The organism is Actinomadura sp. 21ATH, from assembly GCF_041951345.1.
Taxonomy (GTDB): domain Bacteria; phylum Actinomycetota; class Actinomycetes; order Streptosporangiales; family Streptosporangiaceae; genus Spirillospora.
Genome location: NZ_JBGNUR010000001.1, coordinates 1004026 through 1027924 on the forward strand (window position 1 = coordinate 1004026; position 23899 = coordinate 1027924).

General features: G+C 75.3%; 18 protein-coding genes. 6 read left to right on the plus strand and 12 right to left on the minus strand.

Annotated elements, in window-relative coordinates; all coding sequences use genetic code 11:
* The first annotated feature begins 159 nt into the window (after positions 1-159).
* A complete protein-coding gene (locus ACA361_RS04790; protein ID WP_375010542.1) occupies positions 160-951 on the plus strand; it encodes an enoyl-CoA hydratase/isomerase family protein in 792 nt (263 codons plus the stop codon).
* A 67-nt stretch (positions 952-1018) separates the two neighbouring features.
* On the opposite strand, the gene ACA361_RS04795 is transcribed toward ACA361_RS04790, so the two are convergent.
* Entirely contained in the window at positions 1019-3613 is a 2595-nt protein-coding gene (locus tag ACA361_RS04795; RefSeq protein ID WP_375010902.1) for a phosphoenolpyruvate carboxylase, read from the minus strand.
* 112 nt (positions 3614-3725) lie between these two features.
* Here ACA361_RS04795 and ACA361_RS04800 point away from each other — a divergent pair, with 112 nt between their 5' ends.
* The 4 genes from ACA361_RS04800 (at position 3726) to ACA361_RS04815 (ending at position 8241) form a co-directional block, all read left to right on the plus strand.
* On the plus strand, positions 3726-5327 hold the full coding sequence (locus ACA361_RS04800; RefSeq protein WP_375010543.1) for an acyl-CoA carboxylase subunit beta: 1602 nt from the start codon (positions 3726-3728) through the stop codon (positions 5325-5327).
* Positions 5328-5354: 27 nt separating this feature from the next.
* Positions 5355-5600, plus strand: coding sequence for an acyl-CoA carboxylase subunit epsilon (locus tag ACA361_RS04805; protein ID WP_375010544.1), 246 nt, complete (start codon positions 5355-5357; stop codon positions 5598-5600).
* A gap of 273 nt (positions 5601-5873) precedes the next feature.
* The gene (locus ACA361_RS04810; RefSeq protein ID WP_375010545.1) at positions 5874-6944 is read left to right on the plus strand and encodes an NYN domain-containing protein; all 1071 of its coding nucleotides are present in this window, start codon (positions 5874-5876) and stop codon (positions 6942-6944) included.
* An 82-nt stretch (positions 6945-7026) separates the two neighbouring features.
* Positions 7027-8241: a YncE family protein gene (locus tag ACA361_RS04815; RefSeq protein WP_375010546.1), complete on the plus strand. Its 1215-nt coding sequence runs from the start codon at positions 7027-7029 to the stop codon at positions 8239-8241.
* A gap of 79 nt (positions 8242-8320) precedes the next feature.
* Here the strand turns inward: ACA361_RS04815 and ACA361_RS04820 are convergent, their stop codons facing one another.
* Genes ACA361_RS04820 through ACA361_RS04865 form a run of 10 tightly spaced genes read right to left on the minus strand, consistent with a single transcriptional unit; the run spans position 8321 to position 18207 of the window.
* A complete protein-coding gene (locus tag ACA361_RS04820; protein WP_375010547.1) occupies positions 8321-11452 on the minus strand; it encodes a BTAD domain-containing putative transcriptional regulator in 3132 nt (1043 codons plus the stop codon).
* A 7-nt stretch (positions 11453-11459) separates the two neighbouring features.
* Complete coding sequence (locus ACA361_RS04825; RefSeq protein ID WP_375010548.1) at positions 11460-11897, minus strand: TadE/TadG family type IV pilus assembly protein; 438 nt, start codon at positions 11895-11897, stop codon at positions 11460-11462.
* Positions 11894-12319 carry a TadE/TadG family type IV pilus assembly protein gene (locus ACA361_RS04830; protein WP_375010549.1) on the minus strand — a complete coding sequence of 142 codons (426 nt, stop codon included), beginning with the start codon at positions 12317-12319 and terminating at the stop codon, positions 11894-11896. Before ACA361_RS04830 ends, ACA361_RS04825 begins: the two co-directional genes overlap by 4 nt.
* Positions 12316-12753: a TadE family protein gene (locus ACA361_RS04835; protein WP_375010550.1), complete on the minus strand. Its 438-nt coding sequence runs from the start codon at positions 12751-12753 to the stop codon at positions 12316-12318. Before ACA361_RS04835 ends, ACA361_RS04830 begins: the two co-directional genes overlap by 4 nt.
* A gap of 5 nt (positions 12754-12758) precedes the next feature.
* Positions 12759-12980 carry a hypothetical protein gene (locus tag ACA361_RS04840; protein WP_366620141.1) on the minus strand — a complete coding sequence of 74 codons (222 nt, stop codon included), beginning with the start codon at positions 12978-12980 and terminating at the stop codon, positions 12759-12761.
* A gap of 28 nt (positions 12981-13008) precedes the next feature.
* Positions 13009-13926 carry a type II secretion system F family protein gene (locus tag ACA361_RS04845; protein WP_375010551.1) on the minus strand — a complete coding sequence of 306 codons (918 nt, stop codon included), beginning with the start codon at positions 13924-13926 and terminating at the stop codon, positions 13009-13011.
* 52 nt (positions 13927-13978) lie between these two features.
* Positions 13979-14977 (minus strand): type II secretion system F family protein, encoded by a 999-nt coding sequence (locus ACA361_RS04850; protein ID WP_375010552.1) that lies wholly within the window; start codon positions 14975-14977, stop codon positions 13979-13981.
* A 3-nt stretch (positions 14978-14980) separates the two neighbouring features.
* The gene (locus ACA361_RS04855) at positions 14981-16282 is read right to left on the minus strand and encodes a CpaF family protein (protein ID WP_375010553.1); all 1302 of its coding nucleotides are present in this window, start codon (positions 16280-16282) and stop codon (positions 14981-14983) included.
* Positions 16283-17266 (minus strand): hypothetical protein, encoded by a 984-nt coding sequence (locus ACA361_RS04860; RefSeq protein ID WP_375010554.1) that lies wholly within the window; start codon positions 17264-17266, stop codon positions 16283-16285.
* 2 nt (positions 17267-17268) lie between these two features.
* On the minus strand, positions 17269-18207 hold the full coding sequence (locus ACA361_RS04865) for a hypothetical protein (protein WP_375010555.1): 939 nt from the start codon (positions 18205-18207) through the stop codon (positions 17269-17271).
* Between the two features lie 373 nt (positions 18208-18580).
* On the opposite strand from ACA361_RS04865, the gene ACA361_RS04870 reads away from it, so the two are divergent.
* Positions 18581-23152, plus strand: a complete 4572-nt coding sequence (locus ACA361_RS04870) for an FtsK/SpoIIIE domain-containing protein (protein WP_375010556.1) — start codon at positions 18581-18583, stop codon at positions 23150-23152.
* On the opposite strand, the gene ACA361_RS04875 is transcribed toward ACA361_RS04870, so the two are convergent.
* The gene (locus ACA361_RS04875; protein WP_375010557.1) at positions 23115-23843 is read right to left on the minus strand and encodes a hypothetical protein; all 729 of its coding nucleotides are present in this window, start codon (positions 23841-23843) and stop codon (positions 23115-23117) included. The two genes, ACA361_RS04870 and ACA361_RS04875, sit on opposite strands and share 38 nt — an antisense overlap.
* Positions 23844-23899 lie beyond the last annotated feature (56 nt).

Here is a 23899-nt window from a genome sequence, read left to right on the forward strand (position 1 = left end):
TGCGTGCACCCTCCGCTCGTTCCTCGCTGCGGGCACCCGCCCCCTGGCAGGGGGCTCCGCCCCCCGCACCCCCCGCTGGGGACTTCGTCCCCTCGCCCCCTTTTGGGGCTCCGCCCTTGCCCCCTCCTGGGGCGGGGCTGGAATGGCTAGGGTGCTTGGGTGGATGGAGTGACACTGCGGCGCGATGCGGGGCATGCGCACGTCGCCGAGATCGTTCTGGATCGGCCCGAGGCGCTGAACGCGCTGTCCACCGCCATGGCGCGGCGGCTGGCGGACGTGGGGGCCGAGGTCGCGGCGGACGCCGGGGTGCGGGCGGTGGTGCTCAGCGCGGCCGGCGAGAAGGCGTTCTGCGTGGGGGCCGACCTCAAGGAACGCAACGCCATGACGGACGCCGAGATCCTGGCGCAGCGGCCGGTGTTCCGGGCCGCGTTCGGGGCGATCCTGAACCTGCCGCAGCCTGTGGTGGCGGCGGTGCACGGGTACGCGCTGGGCGGCGGGTGCGAGTTCGCGCTGAGCTGCGACCTGATCGTCGCCGACGAGTCGGCGGTGTTCGGGCTGCCCGAGGTGGGCGTGGGACTGGTGCCGGGCGGCGGCGGTACGCAGTTGGCGCTGCGCCGGCTCGGGCCCGGCCGGGCGGCCGATCTGGTGTTGACCGGCCGCCGGCTGGGCGTCGACGAGGCGCTGGAGTACGGGCTGGTCGACCGGCGGGTGCCGGCGGGGTCCGTGCGCGAGGAGGCGCTGGCCATCGCGGGGACGATCGCCGGGAACTCGCCCGTCGCCGTGCGCGCCGCCAAGCGCGCCCTGCGGCTCGGGGACGGGCTGAGCCTGGACGCCGCGCTCGACATCGAGGACAACGCCTGGCGCACCGCCGTCTTCTCCGCCGATCGCCGCGAGGGCATCGCCGCGTTCAACGAGAAGCGCAAGCCCGACTGGCCCGGCCAGCCGCGTTGACTCGTGGCGTGTCCCGGCTCCGGGCGGCCGGCGACGGGGAGACACGCCACGAGTCGACCGCCGGCGGTCAGCCCGTGTTCTGGAGGCCGGCCGCCACTCCGTTGACGGACAGCAGCAGCAGTTCCTCCAGGTGGGCGCGTTCGGTCCCGTCCTGGACGCCGTCGCGGAGGGCGGCCAGGGCGCGGAGCTGGAGGTGGGAGAGCGCGTCGACGTACGGGTTGCGCAGCTCGACGGCCCTGGAGAGGACCTTGCGGTTCTCCAGCAGGCGGGTGTGGCCGGTCGTCGCCAGGACCAGCGAGCGGGTGCGGTCGTACTCGGCCAGGACGGTCTCGGTGAGTTCCGGGCGGCCGCCCAGCGCCAGGTAGCGCTCGGCGATCGCGCGGTCGGACTTGGCCAGGCTCATCTCGGCGTTGTCCAGGAGGGCGCCGAAGAGCGGCCACGCCTCGTACGCCTCGCGGAGGGCGTCGAGGTCCTCGCCGTCGGCGGAGACGGCGGCGAGGCCGCTGCCGAGGCCGTACCAGCCGGGGAGGTTCACGCGAGTCTGCGTCCACGCGAACACCCACGGGATGGCGCGCAGGTCCTCCAGGCCCTGGGCCGCCTTGCGGCGGGCGGGGCGGGAGCCGATGCGCAGCTCGGCGATCTCCTCCAGCGGGCTGACCCGGGCGAACCAGGCCGCGAAGCCGTCGGTCTCGATCAGCGACCGGAACGCGGCGCGGGCGGCGTCGCTCAGCTTGTCGGCCAGCGGCCGGTAGCGGGCGGCGGCGCTGCGGGCGCGGTCCTGGACGGCGTCGGTGGACGCCAGCAGGACGGCGTTCGTCACCTGCTCGACATGGCGGCGGGCGATCTGCGGCCGGCCGTACCGGGCGAAGATGACCTCGCCCTGCTCGGTGACCTTGAACCGGCCCGCGACGGAGCCGGGCGCCTGCGCGAGGATCGCGCGGTTGGCGGGGCCGCCGCCGCGGCCGAGGGAGCCGCCGCGGCCGTGGAACATCGTGAGCTTGACGCCGTTGCGGGCCGCCCACGCGGTGAGGGCCTCCTGCGTGTCGTACAGGCGGAGGGTGGCGCTGGCGGGGCCGAGCTGCTTGGCGGAGTCGGAGTAGCCGAGCATCACCTCCAGCCGCCGCCCGGTGTCGGCGAGCCGCTTGCGGACGGCCGGGATCGCGAGCATGCCCTCCAGGACCTCGGGGGCGCGCTCCAGGTCCTCGCCGGTCTCGAACAGCGGGATCACGTCCAGGACGGGCGCCCGGTCGCCGAGGGACGCGGCCAGCTCGTGGACGTTGGCGATGTCCTCGGCCGTGCGGGTGAACGAGATGATGTAGCGGCTGCACGCCCGGACGCCGAAGCGGTTCTGGATCCACGCGACCACGCGGAGGGTCTCCAGGACCTCCTCGGTCATCTCCGAGTACGGGCCGCCGGCGCGGACCTCGGCGAGGGCCTTCTCGTGGATCTCCGAATGCTGGCGGACCTCCAGCTCGGCCAGGTGGAACCCGAACGTCTCCACCTGCCAGATCAGGTGCTGGACGCTGCCGTACGCCTGGCGCGGCGCCCCGGCCTCGGCCAGCGACTCCTGGACGAGCCGCAGGTCGGCGAGGAGTTCCTCGGGCGAGGCGTAGGCCAGGTCGGCGTCGCGCTCGCGGGTGGCGGCGACTCGGGCCGCCGCGTACAGGAGGAACTGCCGGTGCGGCTCGCCCGGGGAGCGCTTGGCGATGTCGCCGATGCGGGCCGGGTGCGCGGTACGGGCCGCGGCGAGCGCCTCGCGCAGGGCGGGCGAGGGCGGCGTGGTCGCCTCGTGCAGGGTCAGCTCGCGGCCGATCCGCCCGCAGGCGGCCTCCAGGGCGCGCAGCACGTGCTCGGCCTGGATCATGACGGCGTCCCGGGTGACCTGCGCGGTCACGAACGGGTTGCCGTCCCGGTCGCCGCCGATCCAGCTGCCGAGCCGGACGTACGGGCGGGCCTGCGGCGGCTTGACGCCGGTGCCCTCGGGGTCGAGCGCGCGGTCCAGGGAGCGGTAGATCTCCGGGACGACGCGGAAGATCGTCTCGTCGAACGCGGCCATCGCGGTGCGGACCTCGTCCAGCGGGTCCATCTGGGTGTGGCGGCGCAGGGCGGTCCGCCAGAGGAGGTCGATCTCCTCGCGGAGCCGCCGTTCGAGCTCGTCCGCCTCGCTCGCGCCCGGGCCCTCGTTCAGGCGGGTCAGCAGGTCGCTGACGCGCTGGATCGCGGTGACGACGGCGCGGCGGCGGGCCTCGGTCGGGTGGGCGGTGAAGACGGGCCGGAACTCCAGGCCCTCGACCACCTCGGCCAGCCGGCCCGGCCCGGCCGTCTTCCGGATCTGCTCGACGGCGGCGGGCACGGAGCTCGGGACGGTCTCGTCGCGGGTGTCGCGTTCCCGCAGCGTGCGGATGCGGTGGTGCTCCTCGGCCAGGTTGGTCAAATGGAAGTAGACGGTGAACGCCCGCGCCACCTGGCCGGCGCGTTCCAGCGTCCAGCCCTCGACCAGGGACGCGACCTCGCCGCTGTCTATCTCGCCGCGGCGGGCGGCGATGACGGCGTGCCGCAGCCGTTCGACGTCGTCGAGCAGTTCCCGGCCGCCGTACTCCACGAGCCCGTCGCCGAGCATGGCGCCGAGCAGCCGTACGTCGCGGCGCAGCGGTTCGGGCATGTCCTGCCGGAGGGTGTCGCGCGTGTTGGTAGCCACGGGCCCAAGGTTATGGGTCCCGCGTAACGGGATCCCGCGCGGAACCGCCGATCAGCGGCCGGTTACCCTGACCGGCATGGCGATGGAAGCTCCTGAACCCGCGGCCGGGATCGACGTCCACACCACCGCGGGCAAGATCGCGGACCTGGAACGGCGCCGGTACGAGGCCGTGCACGCGGCGTCCGCCCGCGCGGTGGAAAAGCAGCACGCCAAGGGCAAGATGACCGCCCGCGAGCGGATCGAGGCGCTGCTGGACGACGGGTCGTTCGTCGAGTTCGACGAGATGGCCCGGCACCGGTCGACGAACTTCGGCCTGGAGAGGAACCGGCCGTACGGCGACGGCGTGGTCACCGGATACGGCACGGTCGACGGCCGGCACGTCGCGGTGTTCAGCCAGGACTTCACGATCATGGGCGGCTCGCTCGGCGAGGTCTACGGCGAGAAGATCTGCAAGGTCATGGACCACGCGCTGAAGACCGGCTGCCCGGTGATCGGGATCAACGAGGGCGCCGGCGCGCGGATCCAGGAGGGCGTGGTCGCGCTCGGCCTGTACGCGGAGATCTTCAAGCGGAACGTGCACGCGTCCGGCGTCATCCCGCAGATCTCGCTGATCATGGGCACCACGGCCGGCGGGCACGTGTACTCGCCCGCGCTGACCGACTTCATCGTCATGGTCGACCAGACCTCGCACATGTTCATCACCGGCCCGGACGTCATCAAGACGGTCACCGGCGAGGAGGTCACGTTCGAGGAGCTGGGCGGCGCGAACGCGCACAACTCCCGGTCCGGCGTGGCGCACTACCAGGGCACGGACGAGGAGGACGCGCTCGAGTACGTGAAGGCGCTGGTCTCCTACCTGCCGTCCAACAACCTCGCCGACCCGCCCGTCTTCGACGTTCCGGTGGATCTGGACGAGCTGGACGCCGAGGGCGCCGTCCTCGACTCGATGATTCCCGACTCGCCGAACCAGCCGTACGACATGCGCACGGTGATCGAGCACGTGCTGGACGACGGCGAGTTCCTGGAGGTCCAGGAGCTGTTCGCGCCCAACATCGTGGTCGGCTTCGGCCGGGTCGAGGGGCACTCGGTCGGCGTGGTCGCCAACCAGCCGATGCAGTTCGCCGGGACGCTCGACATCCACGCCTCGGAGAAGGCCGCGCGGTTCGTGCGCACGTGTGACGCGTTCAACATCCCGGTGCTGACGTTCGTGGACGTGCCCGGCTTCCTGCCCGGCACCGACCAGGAGTGGAACGGCATCATCCGGCGCGGCGCCAAGCTGCTGTACGCGTACGCGGAGGCCACCGTCCCGCTGGTCACGGTGATCACCCGGAAGGCGTACGGCGGCGCGTACGACGTGATGGGCTCCAAGCACCTGGGCGCCGACATCAACCTGGCATGGCCGACCGCGCAGATCGCGGTGATGGGCGCGCAAGGCGCGGTGAACATTTTGTACCGGCGCGAGCTGGCGGCCTCCGACGACCCGGACGCGCGGCGCGCCGAGCTGATCACCGAGTACGAGGACACGCTGGCCAACCCGTACATCGCGGCCGAGCGCGGCTACGTCGACGCGGTGATCAAGCCGTCCGAGACCCGCGGGCAGATCATCCGCGCGCTGCGCTCGCTGCGCGAGAAGCGGATGACGCTGCCGCCGAAGAAGCACGGCAACATCCCGCTGTGACCGGCGCGTACCGAGGAGGAGGCCCGGGTGGGTGAGGCGAGTGGCGGGCGGCCGTTCCTGCAGATCGTGCGGGGGGACGCGACGCCCGAGGAGGTCGCCGCGCTGGTGGCGGTGCTGACCGCGCGGGCCCGCGCGGCGGCGGCCGGCGGCGGGCGGGACGAGCCGGCGGTGTCGCGGTGGGCCGACCGGTCCCGGCTGGTGCGCGATCCGGCGGGCGGGGCGGCCCGGCCGCGCGGCGCGCGCGCGTGGCGGGCGAGCGCCCTCCCGCGGTAGCCGGGAGAAGCGGCCGGCGGAAGCGGCCGGCGAGAGTGGACCGACCGCCCGGCGCGGCCCCGTTCCAGGACGGGCGCCACGCCGGGCGGACGCGTTCCGGGGACGTTCACCGGCGACGCACGGTCACGGCCGCCACCCGGGTCACATACACCGCGTAACGTGGCGTAACGCACACCGGGCGGGGGCGGCGGGCCGGCGTACGGCGACGCCGAGGGGAGATGTAACCGTGGTTCGCCCCCAGGAACGGGCCCGGCACGAATAAGGTGAAAGGCCATGGCCACCTCGGAGTTCGTCCCTCAGCCCGCGCGATACGCCGTCTTCGTCGACGCGGGGTACCTCTACGCGGCCTCTGGGGCGCTGCTTCTCGGCTGCGGCTCGCGGCGCGAGTACCGCGTCGCCGCGGAGAAGTTGATCAAGGCGTTGACAAGCCATGCCGACGACCAGTTGCTCGGCGAGTTGCTACGGGTCTACTGGTTCGACGCGGCGCCCAAACGGCAGCCGACCGTCGACCAGCGCGTGATAGCCAACCTGCCCCTGGTGAAGCTCCGGCTGGGCAACCTGAACGCCCAGGGCCAGCAGAAGGGCGTGGACGCCCAGTTGCGCGCCGACCTGGAGGCGCTGGCCCGGCACCGCGCGATCACCGACGCGGTGCTGCTGGCGGGCGACGAGGACATGCTGCCCGCGGTGGAGGCGGCGCAGCGGTACGGCGTCCGCGTCCACCTGTGGGGCGTGGAGCCGACCCACGGCTCCAACCAGGCCGAATGGCTGGTCTGGGAGTCCGACACCGTCGAGGTCCTGCCCGCCGACTTCCTGCGCCCGTACTTCACTAAAGCCAAGGTGCTCCCCGTTCCGGCCACCGCGCCCGCCGCGCGCGAGCCCGTCGCCGCCCCCGGGCGGTCGCCCGTCCCGTCGCCGTCGCAGGTGTTCGCCGGCCGCACCCCGGCGGTCAAGCCGTCGCACACCGCCGCGGGCGTCCGCGCCGGCGGCGTCCCGGCGGGCGCCGGGATCCCCGCCGCCCCGGCCGGGACGGTCGCGGCCCCGGCCAACTCGCACGGCGGCCTCACCCACGCGGAGGGCCGGCTCGGCCCCGACCGCGACCACATGCTGGAGATCGGCGAGCACGTCGCGCAGAAGTGGCTGTTCGAGCGCGGCCGCGACAACATCCGCGACCTGCTGCCCGGCCCGATCCTGCCGCCGGTGATCGACAAGGAGCTGCTGATCGAGGCGGAGAAGGAGCTCGGCGGCTCGCTGCGCCCGTACCAGGAGGCCCGCACCTGGCTGCGGGACGGCTTCTGGGAGCGCGTCTACCGCGAGTTCGGCATCGGGATCGGCAAGTCCGGCTGAATCGCGCGCCCCGGACCGCCGCGACCGCGTGTTGTGATGATCCGTGCACGGCGAGTGCGCGAGCCGGTACAGTCCCGCCGTGATGGGGGCATCTCGTGGACCGCGCCGCCGCCGGGCTCCGGCGCTGCTCGCCGCCGCGGCGCTGGCGGCGGCCGCGTGCGAGTCGCCGGTACCGTTCCACCCGCCCGGCGAGGGCGCCCCGGACGCGCCGGTCATCGCCGTGGGCGGCGCCGCGCCGGGCACGCTCGACCGCGCGGCGCCCCCGGCCGCGGACGCGCCGCGCTCCGCGGCCGCGACCGGCGCCGCCGCCGGCGTGTACGCGGCGACCGGCCCCGGCATGCTCGCCCCCGGCGTCGCCGCGCTCCCGCCCCGCGTGTACGTGCCGAACGCCGCCGCCGGCACGGTCGACGTCCTCGACCAGCCCACCGCGCGGCTGCTCGGCCGGGTCCGCACCGGCGGCGCGCCGGCGCTGGCCGTCCCCGCCTGGAACCTGCGGCGCCTCTGGGTGTACGACCTGGCCAACGGGACGGCCGTGCCGCTCTCGCCGCGATCGGCGCGGCAGGGCGGGACGCTGCGGATCCTGCGGCCCGGCCCGCTGTACTTCGCGCCGGACGGCCGCGAGGCGTACGTCCTGGCGGGCCGGCACGCGCGGCTCGACGTCCGGCATCCGCACACGATGGAGCCGCGGGCGAGCGTGCGGCTCCCGTGCGCGGGCGCCGCGAGCGCCGACTACTCCGCCGACGCCGCGTCCCTGGTCGCGTCCTGCCCGGCCGCCGGCCGGCTCGTCCGGGTGGCCCCGGCCCGCCGCGCCGTCACCGCGTCGGTACCGCTGCCCGCGGGCTCCCGGCCCGGCGACGTGCGGCTGCTGCCGGACGGCTCGGCGTTCCTGGTCACGGACGCCGCCAAGGGCGGCCTGTGGCGGATCGACGCGGCCTCCCTCCGGCCGGCCGGCTTCGTCCGTACCGGGCCGGGCGCGCGCGGTCTCGTCCTCGACCGCCGCGCCGCCCGCGTGTTCGTGGCGGGCGGCGACGGGACGGTCTCGGCCGTCGATCTCGGCACGTTCCGCGCCACCCCGCTCTGGCGCGCGCCGAGCGGCCACGCCCCGCTCCCCGGCGGCGTCTCCGCCGACGGCGGCGCGCTGTGGCTGTCGGACCCTGTCGCCGGCACGGTCCACGCGATCTCGACCCGCACGGGCGCCGCCCTCCGCACGGTCACGGTCGGCGGCCGCCCCGGCCCCCCGCTCGTCTACCCGCAGCCGGCCCGCCACTCCCTAGGCGGCCCCGGCCTCTACCGCTGACCCGCCGCGTCGACTCGTGGGGTGTCGGCCCTGTCCGCGCGGCCGCGGACGCGGACACGCCACGAGTCGACGGCTCGGGCTAGCGGGCTACGGCGTGGCGCCACTGGGGGACCAGTTCCTCCACCAGGGCCTCGGTCTCCGGCTGGAGCTGGTCGAGCATCGGGTCGCGGCCTATCCGGTTGCGCAGCTCGTCCACGACGACCCTCACCTGGGCCTCGTCGCCCGCGGCGTGCGTCGCGCGGAGCAGGTCGCGCCACAGGCCCTCGTCCTCGGGGGCGAGCCGCAGGCCGGCGCGGGCGGCGCCGATCGCGCCGCGGATGTCGCCCTCGTCCAGGCGCAGCACGACGAGGCGGTGCGCCACGTCGATGACGCGGGCGGTCGCCTCGTACTCCAGGTCGTCGGTCACCAGCCAGCCGTACCGGCCGCGCGGGCGGCCGGCCAGCACCGGGCCGCGGACCAGGTCGAGCGCGTACGCCATGTACGCCGTCTCCGACGCGGGCTCGGCCGCCGACCGCCACACCAGCCAGCGGAACACCGCCCAGTCGACCCGGACCTCCGAGCCGAGCCTGATGCGGCCCCGGTCGTCGTAGTAGAGGTTGGGACGGCCGCGCGCGTCCCGGCCCAGCCAATCCGACACGCGCGCCACGCAGGCGTCCCGTACGCCGGCCGTGACGCCGCGCGGCCAGACGGCACCGCCCAGCACGGTCGGGTGGACGCCGCCGGGATGCGTCGCCAGGTAGACGAGGACCTCGGTGCACAGCGCGCGGCGGCTCTCGTCCATCGGGCCCGGCGCGTCCACCTCGATCGGGCCGAGCAGCCGGATGTCGACCGACGACCGCTGCGCGCCCGGCCCGCCCTCCGACAGCGGGCCGTCGCCCGGCTCGGGCAGCGGCACCGACTCCGGCCGGGACGCGGTGTGGAAAAGGTCGGCGATCGCCCGGTAGTGCTCCTCCGGGACGAGCTGCGCGTCCACCTCGAAGCCGAGCACGCCCGCCTGGAGCCGGCCGTCCGCGTCGACGTCCCACGTCCAGGTGGCGCCCTGGATCTCGCCCGGGACCAGGTGGCCGGCCGCCATCCGGGTGCCGGTACGGGCCAGCGCGACCAGCCGGTCGGCCTCCCGCTCGGACGGCTCGTCCGCCATGATCAGGTAGTGCGGCATCCACGCCTCGCCGAACACGCCGCGGCTGCGGCCGGTGAGGACCGAGTCGACGCCGGACGCCGCGAGCGCCTGCCGCACCTCCTCGCCGCGCCCCTCCAGCTCGGGCAGCGCGTCCGCGAGCGTCGGGACGGTGCGGATCCGGTCGGGCGCGATCTCGGCGAGGTTCTCGCCCAGCTCGCCGCCGAACCCGACCAGCGTGATCCGCATGTGGTCGGACCAGCGGTTGGTGGCCAGCTCCAGCGCGATCGCGGCGAGCACGTCCCGGCGGGTGTCCGCGGGCCCGCGCAGCGCGATCAGGCCGTGCGCGGCCTCCAGGTCGACCAGGATCCGGCCGCCGGGCCCGTTCGCGGTGGCGCTGGTGCCGATCGAGACGAGCCCCGGGTACGGGGCGAGGACCTCGCTCAGGTCGGCGGCCTCCAGCGCGGGCAGCGCGTCGGCGTGCAGCCGCCACACCTGCCCGTCGTCGTGGCTCTGCCAGGGCGCGGGCGGGTTGCGGTCGGCGGGCGCGATCCACAGGTCGAGGCCGCCGGCGCCGAGATGGACGCCGTACACCGTCGGCAGCGCCCGGCCGCCCGCCGCCATCGACTTCGACAGGTGCCGCAGGCCGAGGTCGAGCAGCCGCACGCCGTCGTCGTCGGCACCGATCCGCAGCGCCCGCTCGGCCGCCGCGGCCGCGCCCTCGGGACGCGGGATCATGTGCCCGAACGCGCGGTTCCACATCTGCTCGCGGCGCCGCCGGCCGAGCGCGCTCAGCACGCCCGCCGCCAGCAGCGAGGCCGCCGCCAGCCCCTCCGACCATTCGAGGTCGAACGGCAGCGGCGCGTCGTCCGCCTGGGCCCGGTCGCTCCCCGGGACGCCGGCGCTGCCCGCGCCCCCGCCCAGCTCCCGGCCCGGCCCCTGCGGCTTGGGTTCGGCCTTCTCCGGCTGGGGCTCCTTCTCCGGCTGCTTCTCGGGCGGAGGGACGTTCGTGCCCGGGATCTGCGCGCCGGGCTGCTCCGTTCCCTGCCCCGTCTCGGGCACGGGCTCGGGAACGGGCACAGGCTCGGGTTCCGGCTCCGGCGTGGGCTCGGGCTCCGGTTCGGGCTCCGGCTGCGGGGCGGGGGCGGATCGCTCCGGCTGCGGCTCCGGCTCGGGCTCGGGCTCGGGCTCGGGCTTCTCGTCCGGTACGGCGCGGCCGTGCCGGAAGTAGTCGTTCAGGTCCTCGACCGGGACGACCTGCGCGTGCTTGGCGTCGGACGGCATCTCCAGGATCCAGCCCGGCCGGATCAGCGACGCGATGCTCAGCCGGCTGCCGTCCGGCTGGATGTGGCCCTTGTTGAGCGCGAAGATCTCCTTGTACCGGCGGCCCTCGCCCAGGCACTTGTCGGCGATCTCCCAGAGGCTCTCGTGGTGCCGGCCCTGGGGCGGGTTCACCCGGTAGATCTTGGTGGTCTCGGCCTTCTCCATCGGCTGCGCGGCCGGCGCCCGCGCCGGCGCCGCCTGCTGCTGCACGGGCTGCTGCTGTTGCGGCGGCGCGGCGGCCAGCGGCCGGAACTCCTGCGACTGCGTCTGCACCGGCCGCTGGTGCAGCTCGCGCCCGGAGAACGCGGGCATGATCGTCGTGGTGGCGGTGAACAGCAGCAGCGCCGCGACCACCAGCCGGTGCACCAGCGACTGCGTCCCGCCGGCCAGCGGCACCCGGGCCGGGACGCCGACGCCGCGGATCCCCGCGTACACCTCGACGACCGCGCACAGCGCGAGCTGGAGCCACGCCAGCCAGACCAGCGCGACCAGGATCGGGATCAGCATCCCGTCGCCGACCGGCCGGGTGAGGTCCGACAGCTCCGGTACGCGGTCGGGGATCGGCGAGCCGAAGAACGTCAGCAGCGCGAACGGCACGCCGAACAGCAGCGCCGCCAGCGCCAGCAGCGCCCCCAGCCCGGCGAGCACGTCCAGCGGGGTGCGCCGTGCCCGTACCCGCACGGGCTCCGGCGCGCCGTACCCCAGCCGCCTTCCCGAGGCGTCCCGGACGCTCTCGGGCCGCCTGCCGCCTCCATGCCGTGGTGCCGTCATCGGTCCCCTACTGATCTCCGTCGGTCACCGGTCGAGCGGACGCCGTCGAGGTCATCGTAAACTCGCCCAGCCCGGGCACGATGCCCAGCAGCTGGGCCCGCACGGTGAGCTGCACGGTCACGTCCACCTGCTCCTCGTCGGCCGCGCACCGGGACGCGGTGACGTCCTCGCCGTAGTCGGCCAGCAGGTCGCAGGCCGCGGCCCTGGCCCGGTCCGGGGCGATGACCGGCTCCCCGGTACGGCGCAGCGCGGCGGTGTCGATCTCGTTCGCGCCCGCCCGGGCGGCCTGCTCGGCCATGTCCGCCGCCCGCTGCCGGGCGTGGATCGCCAGGCCGCCGTCCACCAGCAGCCCGGCCAGCAGGAACACCGCGGGCGTGAACAGGACGACGTACATCGCGATCGTCCCGCGATCCCCGCCGTGTCCCCGGTCGCGACGACACCTCATCCCGCGTCCCCGCCCCGGTAGGTGAACGTGTCGATCGGCGCCAGCGCGCGCCCGCTCAGCGACTTGCTGCCGGGCAGCCCGATGAACGACAGGTCGGCCAGGTCCACGTCGCACGTGATCGTCACGGCGACGCGGCCGCCGGGCCCCCACCGGCTGGTGTCGGTGACGACGGTCGGGCCGCTCGCGCACCAGTCGCGGCCGTTGAGGTTCGCGGTCGCCGCCTCCTGCGCCAGGACCTCCGCGCCGCCCGCGCTGCGGGCGATGGACGCGGCCCGGACGGCGTCGCGCGCGGCGCCGTCCACCTGGCTCTGCGCGTCCACCATCCGGCCGCCCGCCGCCAGCAGCATCAGGAAGATGACGAAGAGCGGCGTGACCAGCACCATCTCCATCGACATGGAGCCCGAGTCGCCGCGCGCCTTCACTGGGCGCCTCCCTCGCAGGCGACGCCGTCGCCGACGTCCGGGCGGAAGCACTCGATGGGTCCCTGCGAGCGCTGCTCGACGCGGAACGTCATGAACGGGATGACGCGCACGGCCTCGCCACTCACCTCGACCCAGCGCTGGTCACCGGTCTCGCCGGTCCGCACGTCCAGCCCGGTGAGCAGGTTGCGGCCGATCTTGCGGACGTCGCCGGCGGCCTTCTCCTGCGCGGCGCCCTCCCAGCCGCCGCCGACCGGTGCCGTACGGGCCACCCGGGCGCCGGACTGCGCGGCCGCGAGCGCGACGTGGCGGGCGTGGTAGACCATCGCGAACTGGACGACGGCCAGCATCACCAGGATCAGGATCGGCGTCAGCAGCGCCCACTCCATCGAGGACGCCCCGCGGTCGGGCGCCTGGTCGCGGCGCGGGCGGGACATCCGCGCTACTCCGTCCGGATGCTGTTGGCCTTGTTGACGATCAGGTTGCGGATCGTCGCGCCGATGGTGATCGCGATGACCGCCAGGATCGCGGTGATGATCGCCCATTCGATCGCCGAGGCCCCCCTGGTGCGGTCGGTCTCGTTCCGGAGCCGGTCGATCCGGCTGCCGAGCAGGGCCCGCAGGTACACGACGGCCGGGTCGTTCCATGGATTCAACGGACCCATCAATCCTCCTTCGAGGGATCGGTGTCATTCACGCCGCCATCACTCGCATGAGGGCGGGGTAGGCGAGGAAGACCAGGAACGCGGCGCAGAGCAGGAGCTGGGCGACGAGCATCGACTGGGACCGCTCGCCGGCCTTGCCCTCCAGCTCCGACAGCTCGCGGCTGCGCATGGACGCGGCGCGGGCCGACAGCGACTTGCGGATCTGGGCGCCGTCGTCGGCGACCAGCGACAGCGCGCCGGCCATGTCGCGCAGCTCGGCGATGTCGAGCTCGTCGCCGAGGCCGCCGAGCGCCTGCCACGGCGTCTGGCCGGTGATGCGGGCGTTGGCGAGCGCGTCCCGGATGCGGTGCATCGCCCAGCCCTCGCCGACGTCGGCGGCGGTCATCAGCGCCTCGGGGACGCCGCGGCCGCCGGCCAGGTTCATCGAGACGAGGTCGAGGAACGCGCCGACGACGTGCCGGAAGTCCTGCCGCCGCCCGGCCGCCTCCTGCCGCAGCTGCATGTCGGGGAAGAAGAAGAACAGCACCGCGAAGAACACGCAGATCCACGCCGGGATCTGGAACGAGGCGCCGAGGCCGAGCAGCGCGAAGTACGCCACCACGACCGGGATGAACAGCAGCGCCGCGGCCGGGAGCAGGAACTTGGTGGCGAGGAAGCCCTCCAGCGACCGCTCGGTGATGGCCAGGTCGGCGCGGTACGAGCGGAGCCGCCAGCCGCGCGCCTCGCAGTAGCGGACCAGTTCCTTGCCGACGCGCGAGCGCAGCGTGCCGACCTTGTCGAGGGTCGGCGAGACGCGGCCGGCCCGCGCGTCCTCCAGGTCGCGGCGGCGGGCGGCGTCGAACGCGGCCAGCCGCGCGGTCAGCCCGGGACGGGACGGGAACAGCGCGCGGAACAGCAGGTAGAGGCCGGCGCCCACGAAGGCGCCCGCCAGCAGCGGACCCGTCACGCCGAACCACCCCGATCCACGAGCACGGCCCGGCCATGGTCACACGCGCACGTCACGGCGCACCACCCCCGCCGCCCGCGTCCATCGTGTGCCGCCCCCGCAGCACGCCGCCCTTCGGCTGGTCCTTCGGCCGGCCCTTCGCCTGCCACGCGGCGACCGTGCTGGGCACCTCGCCGGGGACGCCGGGACGGTCCGTGCGGGTGAGGAAGCGGCTCGGCATCTCGTACTTCGCCAGCCGCCGCAGCCACACGAAGCCCGCCCCGTACAGCGCGATGACCAGGCACAGGACGAGCTGGCCGAGGAAGTCGTCGTACGGCTCCACGTAGGAGTGGTTGAAGACGGCCAGCCCGATCGCGGTGCCGACCGAGACGCCGACGACGATGCGGACGCTGCGGCGGGTGGCGCGCCGGTCGGCCTCGACGCGGCGGCGCATGTCGAGTTCGGCGCGGGCGGACGCGGCGAGCGCGCCGAGCATGTCGCGCAGGCCCGGCCCGCGCAGCTTGGCGTTCAGGATCAGCGCGGCGATGACCAGGTCGGCGGACGGGTCGTCGAGGTCGTCGGCGAAGCGGCGCAGCGCCTCCGGCATCGGCACCCGCGTGTGCAGCCGGTCGACGAGGTTCCGCAGCGGCTGCTGGAGTACGGGCGCGGACGCGCGCAGCGACGCGGGGATCGCCTGCTCCAGCCCGACGGCGCCCGCGATCGTGTCGCGCAGCGACTCCGTCCACGCGGCGAGGGCCTCCAGCCGGGCGATGCCGCGGCGCTCCTCGGCGGCGCCGCCGGCCAGCCCGTTCCAGGCGAGGACGAGCACGCCGGTGCCGGCGGCGGCGATCGGCCAGCGGGTCACGACCAGGACCGCGATGCCGACGATGACGGCGAGCGCGGTGCGGGTGCTGAGCGTCCTGATGAGGTCCTCGCGGCTGCGCACCCGTGCCGCGCCGGAGCCGCCGCCGGGCCGGGCGGGCAGCCCGCGGACCGCCAGGACCAGCACCAGCAGGCCGCCGCCCACCAGGCCGCCGGCGAGGACGGCGAGCATCACGTCGGGCGCGTACACCGGCTACCAGCCCCCCGCCGCGACGGGGTCGTACCCGAACTCGGCCAGCTCGTCGGCGCAGGAGATCGGCGCGGCGGGCACGGCGGTGCCGTCCGGGCCGAGCGCGAACACCTCCGACGACAGCACCCGGTTGTCGACGCCGGTCACCTCGCGGACGCTGGCCACGAACCGGCGCAGCCGGCCGCCGCGCGCGTACTCGTTGCGCTTCTCGATGAAGACGACGAAGTCGATCGCGCCCGCGATGAGCATGTGCGTCGCCTCGACCGGCAGCCGTTCCTCGGACTGGATCGCGTACGTGGCGATGCGGTTGAAGACCTCCATCGAGGAGTTGGCGTGGATGGTCGACAGCGAGCCGTCGTTGCCCTGCGTCATCGCGTTCAGCATCGTGACGATCTCGTCGCCGAGGACCTCGCCGACGATGACGCGGGACGGGTTCATGCGCAGCGAGCGGCGGACCAGCTCGGCCATCGAGATCGCGCCCTGGCCCTCGGAGTTGGGCAGCCGCTGCTCGAACGCGACGCAGTTGGGGTGCAGCTCCGGGAACGCGTCCAGGCCGAGTTCCAGCGCCCGCTCGACGGTGATGAGCCGCTCGTGCGGCGGGATCTCGTTGGCGACCGCGCGCAGCAGCGTGGTCTTCCCGGCGTTGGTGGCCCCAGCGATCATGATGTTCTTGCGGGCGAGCACGGCGGCCCGGAAGAAGGCCCCGATCTCCGGGCTGAACGTGCCGTTCCCGACCAGGTCGGACAGGAACACCTTGCCCATGCGGGCGCGGCGGATCGACAGCGCGGGCCGCAGGGTCACGTCCATCACCGCCGACAGCCGGGAGCCGTCGGGGAGCCGCAGGTCCAGCTGCGGGTTGGCGGAGTCGAACGGCCGCGACGACAGCCCGCTGTAGGCCGCGAGGATCTGGATCAGCTCGATCAGTTCCTCGTCGCTCTCGGCGACCGGCTCGCCCATGACCTCGCGGCCGTCGGCGTACCCGATGAAGACCCGGTCGCAGCCGTTGACGTCGATGTTCTCGATCTCGGGGTCCTCCAGCAGCGGCTGGAGCCGGCCCACCCCGAACAGCGCCGCGTGCACGCCCGCGGCCAGCGCCTCCTCCTCTTCGGCGTTGGGCGGGCGGCGGCCGGAGGTGATCTCGCCGCGCGCGTACTCCTCCAGCACCTGGCCGATCAGGGCGCGCGCGAACTGCCGCTCGTCCTCCGCCGACATCGGGGGCAGCCCGTTGGCGGCGTCGAGCCGGCGCTGCTGCGCGAGCCGGTCGCCGACCTCCTGGCGCAGCCGCTTGACGAGCCCGTGGTCCACCTACCGGCCCCCTTCCTGGTACTGCGGCGCGGGCGGCCGTACCGCCGGAGGGTGCGCGTACGAGTCCTGCGCCTGCGGGGCGTACTGCCCCTGCTGGTAGGGGCCCTGCTGGTACGGGCCCTGGGCGTGGCCGCCCTGCGGCGGTACGGGCGCGTCGCCGCCGACGCGGCCGGCGAGGGTGCCCGCGACCTCGCGCGCGGAACGGATCAGCAGCGACCGGTCGAGCCGCCCGCCCCAGCGTCCCGACAGCATCTCCGCGCCCTTGGGGTCGAGCGCGAGCCCGCCGAGCACGGTCACCGGCGGCGGCGCGGGACCGGGGTCGGCGGCCGGTACGGTCCCGTCCGGCGCGCGCATCCGGTGCTGCGCGCCGGCGAGGATCCGGTCGACCTCGGCGATCGAGGCGCGGAAGTCGCGCGGGTCGGCGAGCACGACGACGCCGATGGGCGGGCCGCCGCGCAGTTCGGCGGCCAGCGCCGCGACGCGCTCGCGCAGGTGCGCGACCTGCTCCAGGGTCGCGCGGGTGAACAGCACGACCATGTCGGCCTCGCGCATGAGGTCGTACAGCGGGGTGCCGGCGCCGAGCCGCCCGCAGTCGGCGAGCACGTCCACCGGGGCGAGCCCGGCGAACGCCCGGCCGAGCGGCCCCCACAGCCAGGTCATGCCGCGCGCCTGCTCGGCGCTGGTGATGCCGACGAGGACGTCGAGGCCGCCGACGAGCCGCTGGCAGTGCTCGGCGATCTGGTCGGGGCGCAGGCCGCGGCGCGCGGTGGCGGCGAGGCTGAGCAGGCCGCGGGACGGGTTGAGCATGCCGCCGTCCTGGCCCGCGTCCCCGGCGGCGGCGGCCGGGAGCCGGTAGACGAGGTCGCCGCCCGCCTGGTCGCATTCGGCGACCAGGACGGGACGCGGCCAGACGGCGCCCAGGGCGACGGCCGCCGTCGTGACGCCCGGCGCCCCCTTGTCGGCCGCGAGCGCGATGAGTGCCACGGTCAGTTACCGCCAGTGCCGTTCGGGGGCGGGGATTCGTTCTGCCCGGGCGTCCGGCCCGGGGTCTCGCCGTTCTGGCCGTTCTGCCCGTTCTGGCCGCCGGTGGGGGGCGGGCTCTGGGACGCGCCGGGCCCGGTCTCGCCGCCGCCGGTGTCGGCCGGGGGCGGCGGCTGCGCGCCGCCGCCGCTCACCCTGGTGCCCTCGGGGATCAGCGCGATCGCGATCGATCCGGCGGAGGCGGCCTGGGTGACCTGCGCGGCCTCGCCGGGCGGCACGGCCACGTCCACGCTCGTCTGGTCGCCGCGCAGCCGCTGCCGGTCGCCGCCCGACGACACGCCGATCACGACGGCGTCGGCCGACAGCACGGTGCCGGCGCGGGGGCCGCCGCCGTTGCCGCCGCCGACCGCGTACAGGCTGACGCGCTTGCCGGTCTCCAGCCCCTGGGACGGGAACTGGCCGGGCTTGAGCGCCAGGCCGACCACGACGCGGCCCTTGGCGGCGTCGTCGGCGGCGCTGACCATGCCGTTGGTGAGCAGCGCGCCGCGCACGAGCGGGACGGCGGCGTACGCGCGCGCGACCCGCTCGCGCTCGGTCCAGTTGATGTAGTAGGCGGTGCCGGTGTCGCTGACCTGGACCTCTTCCAGGGCGTTGAGCGGGATGCGCTGGCCGGCCGCGACCGGCTGCGCGATCCGGATGGCCGAGACCCGCTGCCCGCTGGCCATCACCAGGTAGGCGCTGGTCAGCGCGCCGCCGAGGATGAGCAGCACGGCGAGGGCGGCGAGGGCGGGCTTGCGCTCGCGCGGCGCGGCGGGGAGCCGCTGGCCGCCGGAGGCGCCCAGCCCCGAGCGCCCCAGTCCCCGCGGGTCGGCGCCGCCGCCCGCCGGAGTGGTCGCGACTCCGCCCGTGACGGCCGACTGGTTGGACTTCATCGCACTGCCCACGCGCTCCTTCCCCGCCCCGCGCGGCTCGCCACCCGCGAGATCCCCGCTTTCACCGGGCGATCCATGCTCGCGGTGCGGGCGATGCCGCGTCAATGGATTCCGGAAGGTGAAGCCCGCCCGTAACGTGATGTATCCCTATGACCTGCCGGGACGGCGGCCACTTCCGTTCTTACGGGCAGTCACAGGAATCACTGACTACTCCGGAGTCTCACCTCTGGTTCAGATTCATATATCGCGTTGGTGAGGCGGGGACCGCCGTTCGGAACGAGCGTGGAACGGGTGTGGAACGTCCGGTCCGGGTGCGCCCCATCCGCCCGCCCCGGCGCGTTCCGGATTATTAAGCTGGCCCGTACGGCTGCGATGGAGGGCTCGAATGCGGATCTCGTTCACGGCGCTGACGGGCCAGGGGCCCCGGGACGTCGTGATCGACGTCGATGACGAGATGACCGTCGACGGCGTCGCCCGGTCGCTTTTCAGCGTTCTCGACGGAAAGGCGCAGGCGGGCCGTTCCGAGCCGCTGCGGCCGCGCTTCACGAAGGCGGCCCTTCCCGTCATGGCGGCCGCCGCGACCCGGCCGGTGGAGCGCCGCGAGCCGCACGCGCTGTGGATGGACGGGCGGATGCTCGACCCGCAGGCCCGCGCCGTCCGGGAGCTGCGGGACGGCGCGGTCGTGGCCGTCGAGCAGCGCGCCGCCGCCGCGACCGTCCTGGCCGAGCCGTCCGGGCTGATGGAGGTCCGGGTCGTGACCGGGCCCGCCGCCGGGTCGGTGCACCGGCTCGGGCTGGGCGCGAGCACGCTCGGCTCCGGGACCGGCGTGGACGTCACGATCCCCGACCCCGCCGTCCCGGCCCGCGCGCTGCGGGTCACGGTCGGCCGCGACGCGGTCGAGGTCGAGGGCGCCGCCGGTGCGCTGCTGGACGGCGAGCCGCTGACCGGTACGGCCGTGTGGCCCGCCGGGGGCATGCTCGCCGTCGGCTCCAGCATCCTGACGATCGCGCCGAGCGCCGCTCCCGACACGCACCTGGAGCCGCTCCCCGACGGCGGCCTCGCGTTCAACCGGCCGCCGCGCCTGAACCCCGCCGGGCGGGGCCGCCGCCTGGAGGTGCCCGAGCGTCCCGAACGGAATCCGCGCGAGCGGCTCCGGCTCTTCGGCGCGCTGCTGTTCTCCGCGTTCGGGCTGGTGATGGCGTTCGCGCTCGGGCAGTGGTGGTGGGCGCTGTTCGCGCTGGCGTGGCCGCTGATGACGCTCGGCGAGTGGGCCGGCGACCGGCTGCACGGGCGCAAGTCGTACAAGAAGGCGCTGAAGGAGTACCAGGCCAGGGCGGCGGAGTTCGGCGGCGCGCTGGACCGGCTGCGCCGCGAGGACCAGGCCGAGCGGCGCGCGGCGCATCCCGACCCGGCCGAGGTGCTGCTCACGGCGACGGGCCCGCGCCGCCGCCTCTGGGAGCGGCGCGCCACCGACCCCGACGCCCTGCACCTGCGGCTCGGCGTGGCCGACCTGCCCGCGCGCGTCGAGCTGGCCGGACGCACCGGGCCGGCCGGGAGCGGCGGGCCGGACCCCGAGCTGGGCGACGTGCGCGTCCCGACGGCCCACCTCGTACCGGTCGCGCTGCCGCTCCCCGAGCTCGGCGTCGTCGGCCTCACCGGGCCGCGGCCCGCGTCGCGCGCGCTCGCCCGCTGGATGGTCGCGCAGGCCGCCGCGCTGCACAGCCCCCGCGACCTCGCGATCGTCGTGCTCAGCTCCGACCAGGAGGCCGGGGACGAGTGGAACTGGGTGCGCTGGCTGCCGCACGGCAAGCCGCGCGAGGGCGAGGAGTGCACCGCCCTGGTGGGGACCGACCCCGAGTCGGTCGCGCACCGCATCACCGAGCTGGCGATCCGCGTCACCGAGCGGCGCCGGGCCGCGCAGGCGTCCGCGAGCTTCTTCGGCGGCGCGGCGAGCACCGGGAAGGCGGCCGAGGCCGTCCCGTACAACATCCTCATCGTGCTGGACGGCGCGCGCGCCCTGCGCCGCGTACCGGGCATGCCGATGCTGCTCTCGCGCGGCCCCGAGTACGGCCTGTACGCCATCTGCGTCGACGACGAGGAACGCCTGCTCCCCGAGGAGTGCGCCGCCGTCGCCGCCTGGGACCCCGACGGCCCCGAGACGCTCCGGCTGCGCGGGCAGGGTCTCGACGTCCTCGGCCCCATCCTGGCGGACCAGGTGTCCGCTTCCTGGGCCGACCGCGTGGCGCGTTCGCTCGCGCCCGTACGGGACGTGTCGCGCGAGGACGCCGAGGAGGCGCTCCCGTCCGACGTCAGGCTCCTGGACCTGCTCGGCATGCCGGACCCCACGGCCGAGCACGTGCTGGCGTCCTGGGCGCGCACCGGCGGGCGCACCACCCGCGTCCCCGTCGGCGTCGGCACGGACGGCGTCCACGAGATCGACCTGAGCCGGGACGGGCCGCACGGCCTGATCGCGGGAACGACCGGTGCCGGCAAGTCCGAGCTGCTGCAGACGCTCATCGCGTCCCTCGCCGTGGCCAACCGGCCGGACGAGATGACGTTCGTGCTCATCGACTACAAGGGCGGCGCCGCGTTCAAGGACTGCGCCGCGCTCCCGCACACCGTCGGCATGGTGACGGACCTGGACGGCCACGCCACCGAGCGCGCCCTGGAGTCCCTCGCGGCCGAGCTGCGCCGCCGCGAGGAGATGCTCCTCGAAGCGGGCGCCAAGGACATCGGCGACTACAACGACCTGCGCGCGTCCGCCGCCGAGCCCGGTCTCGCCGCGATGCCGCGGCTCGTCCTGGTGATCGACGAGTTCGCGGCGATGGTCGCCGAGCTGCCCGGTTTCGTGGCCGGGCTGGTCGACATCGGCCGCCGCGGCCGCTCCCTCGGCGTCCACCTGATCCTGGCGACCCAGCGGCCCGCCGGGGTCGTGACCGCCGACATCCGCGCCAACACCAACCTGCGCGTCGCGCTCCGCGTCACCGACCCGGACGAGTCCACCGACGTGCTGGACGCGCCCGACGCGGCCCACATCTCCAAGTCGGCGCCCGGACGCTGCTACGTCCGCTCGGGCGCCGCGGACCTGCACGCCCTCCAGTCGGCGCGGATCGGCGGCCGCCGCCCCGGCGCGCGCGCCGGCGGCGGACGGGCGACCGTCCTGCCCGTCCCGTGGCAGGGCCTGGGGCGCCCGCTGCCCGCCCCGCGCGAGCCGGCCGACGACGCCGCCACGATGGTGACCGACCTGGCCGTGCTGGTGCAGGCGGTCGGCGAGGCCGCGCGGCGTTCCGGCATCCCGCGCCAGCCGTCCCCGTGGCTGACCCCGCTCCCGGAACGGGTCCGGCTGAAGCCGCGCACGACCGCCGGCGGGTCGGTCGTCGACGTCCCGCCGATCCCGTTCGGCATCACCGACCTGCCCGCCGTGCAGTCGCGCGAGCCGCTCGCCCTGGACCTCGCCGGCGGCGGCCACCTCTACCTGGCCGGTTCGGCGCAGTCGGGACGCTCCACGGCCCTGCGCACCATCGCGGGCTCCCTGGCCGGCGGCTGCTCGCCCTACGACGTGCACCTGTACGCCATCGACTGCGGCGCCAACGCGCTGCTGCCGCTGGTGTCGCTCCCCCACTGCGGCGCCGTGGTGAGCCGCGACCAGCTCGACCGCTGCGAGCGCCTCCTCACGGCCCTCGCCGCCGAGGTGGCCCGCCGCCAGCAGCTCCTCGCCGAGGCGGGCTTCGCCTCCCTGACGGAGCAGCGCGCCGCCGTGGCCGCGACCGACCGCCTCCCCTGGATGGTCCTCCTTCTCGACCGCTGGGAGGGCTTCCTCGCGGCGTTCGAGAACTACGACTACGGCCGCCTGGTGGACGCCGCCCTGCGCCTGCTGCGCGAGGGCGCCGCCGTCGGGCTGCGCGCCGTCTTCACCGGCGACCGCACCGGCCTGAGCGGCCAGATCTCCACCATCTTCGACCGCCGCCTGATCCTGCGCATGGCCGACCCCAACGACTACGGCTACGCGGGCCTCCAGGAGAAGCAGGTCCCCGCCGCGATGCCGCCGGGCCGCGCCCTGGAGCTCCTCCCCCCCGGCGCGCCCCTCCGCGAATCGCAGATCGGCCTACTCGGCGACGACCCGTCCGGGACGGCGCAGGTCGCCGCCCTGCAGGAGATCGCCCGCACCTCGGTGAGCCGCTACGGGCGCCTGCCGCGCAGGCAGCGGCCCATCCACGTGGACGAGCTGCCCGTGCGCGTCACGTACCGCGAGGCGATGGCCCTCGACCAGGACTTCCTGGCGCCGTCCGCCCTCTGGGCGCTCGTCGGCGTCGGCGGCGACACCCTCGCCCCCGCCGGCATCGACCTCCTCCACGACGGGCCTGGCTTCGCCGTCGCGGGGCCGCCGCGCTCGGGCCGGTCCACGACGCTCCGCACGATCGTGCACTCGCTCCTGGACCCGGCGGTCGGCGGCGGCCTCGTCCCGGTCGTCCTCATCACCCCGCGCCGCTCCCCGCTGCGCCTCCTGGCGGGCCGGCCGGGCGTCCTCGGCGTCCTCACCGGCGACTCCGGCACCGACGACCTCCTGGACGCCATCGGCGACGAGCACCGCTACGTCGTCGTCGCGGACGACGCCGAGCTGCTCGACGAGACCGAGCTGGACGACGCCCTCCGCGACGTCCTCCGCACGGCCCGCGACGGCGAGCACGCGGTCGTCATCGGCGGCACGACCGAGGACCTCGGGCGCGGCTACCGGGGCTTCCTGTCCGACACCCGGCGGTCCCGCTCCGGCGTCCTGCTCTCGGTCGACTCCCCTGACGACGGCGAGCTGTTCGGCCTCCGCCTGCCCCGCAACGCTCCCCTGGGCGGCCCGACCGGGCGCGGCCTGTTCGTCGTCACGGGCGCCACCACCCAGATCCAGGTGGCGCTGCCGCCGCCGGTCAGCGGAGACTCCGCAGACAGGGGCTCCGGACGGTGACGAGCACGCCCGAGTCGTCCTCCCCGGGGAGCAGCTCCACGACGAAGCCGTCGGCGTCCGCGAAGAACGCCTCGTTCTCGCGGCCGACGGCGTCGCGCCGCTCGTTCAGCCGCGCGGCGAGCCGGTCGACCGTCTCCTGCGCGCGCTCGGCCGGGATCGTCGCGGTCACCTCCACGGCCCCGCTCCCCGGCGGCTCGACCAGCCCCCTGGCGCGTCCCGCGTAGATCCAGCAGCCGCCCGGCCTGGCGCGCGACGACGGCCGCGCCTCCCCGGCGACCTCCTTCAGCTGCGCCAGGGCGCGGCGCTCCGCCTCGTACCGGCTCATGGAACCGAACCTGTCGACGTACGCCGCGTACCGCTTCGCGGGGGCGTAGTACTCGGGGGCCATCCCCATGCACCAGCCGCCCGTGCCCAGCCCCACCGCGATCCACCCGGAGATCAGCCCCAGCCCCACCCACTCCTGCCCGTACATCAGCACCGTGGCGCCGCCCATCAGGCACGCGAGCGCGCACGCGGCGGCCACCGCGTACACCAGCGCCAGCGGCGGCGGCTTGGGCATCCACTGCCGCTCGGGCGCCGTCCCGATCCCCAGCGGCCACAGCAGCAGCGGCATGGACAGCAGCAGGCACACGCCCGCCGCGAGCGCGATCCCGCCGAGCCACCGCCACAGTTCGCGATACCAAGGGCCCACCCAACGGGCATACGCCTCCCGTCCCGGCGCGGCAAGCGCCGCACCGGACCCCGGAC

Coding starts and splice junctions, on each gene's coding strand:
- ACA361_RS04800 (WP_375010543.1), top strand. CDS start 3,726: ATGGCGATGGAAGCTCCTGAACCCGCGGCCGGGATCGACGTCCACACC.
- ACA361_RS04815 (WP_375010546.1), top strand. CDS start 7,027: ATGGGGGCATCTCGTGGACCGCGCCGCCGCCGGGCTCCGGCGCTGCTC.
- ACA361_RS04840 (WP_366620141.1), bottom strand. CDS start 12,980: ATGGGTCCGTTGAATCCATGGAACGACCCGGCCGTCGTGTACCTGCGG.
- ACA361_RS04820 (WP_375010547.1), bottom strand. CDS start 11,452: ATGACGGCACCACGGCATGGAGGCGGCAGGCGGCCCGAGAGCGTCCGG.
- ACA361_RS04810 (WP_375010545.1), top strand. CDS start 5,874: ATGGCCACCTCGGAGTTCGTCCCTCAGCCCGCGCGATACGCCGTCTTC.
- ACA361_RS04870 (WP_375010556.1), top strand. CDS start 18,581: ATGCGGATCTCGTTCACGGCGCTGACGGGCCAGGGGCCCCGGGACGTC.
- ACA361_RS04835 (WP_375010550.1), bottom strand. CDS start 12,753: ATGTCCCGCCCGCGCCGCGACCAGGCGCCCGACCGCGGGGCGTCCTCG.
- ACA361_RS04825 (WP_375010548.1), bottom strand. CDS start 11,897: ATGAGGTGTCGTCGCGACCGGGGACACGGCGGGGATCGCGGGACGATC.
- ACA361_RS04795 (WP_375010902.1), bottom strand. CDS start 3,613: ATGCCCGAACCGCTGCGCCGCGACGTACGGCTGCTCGGCGCCATGCTC.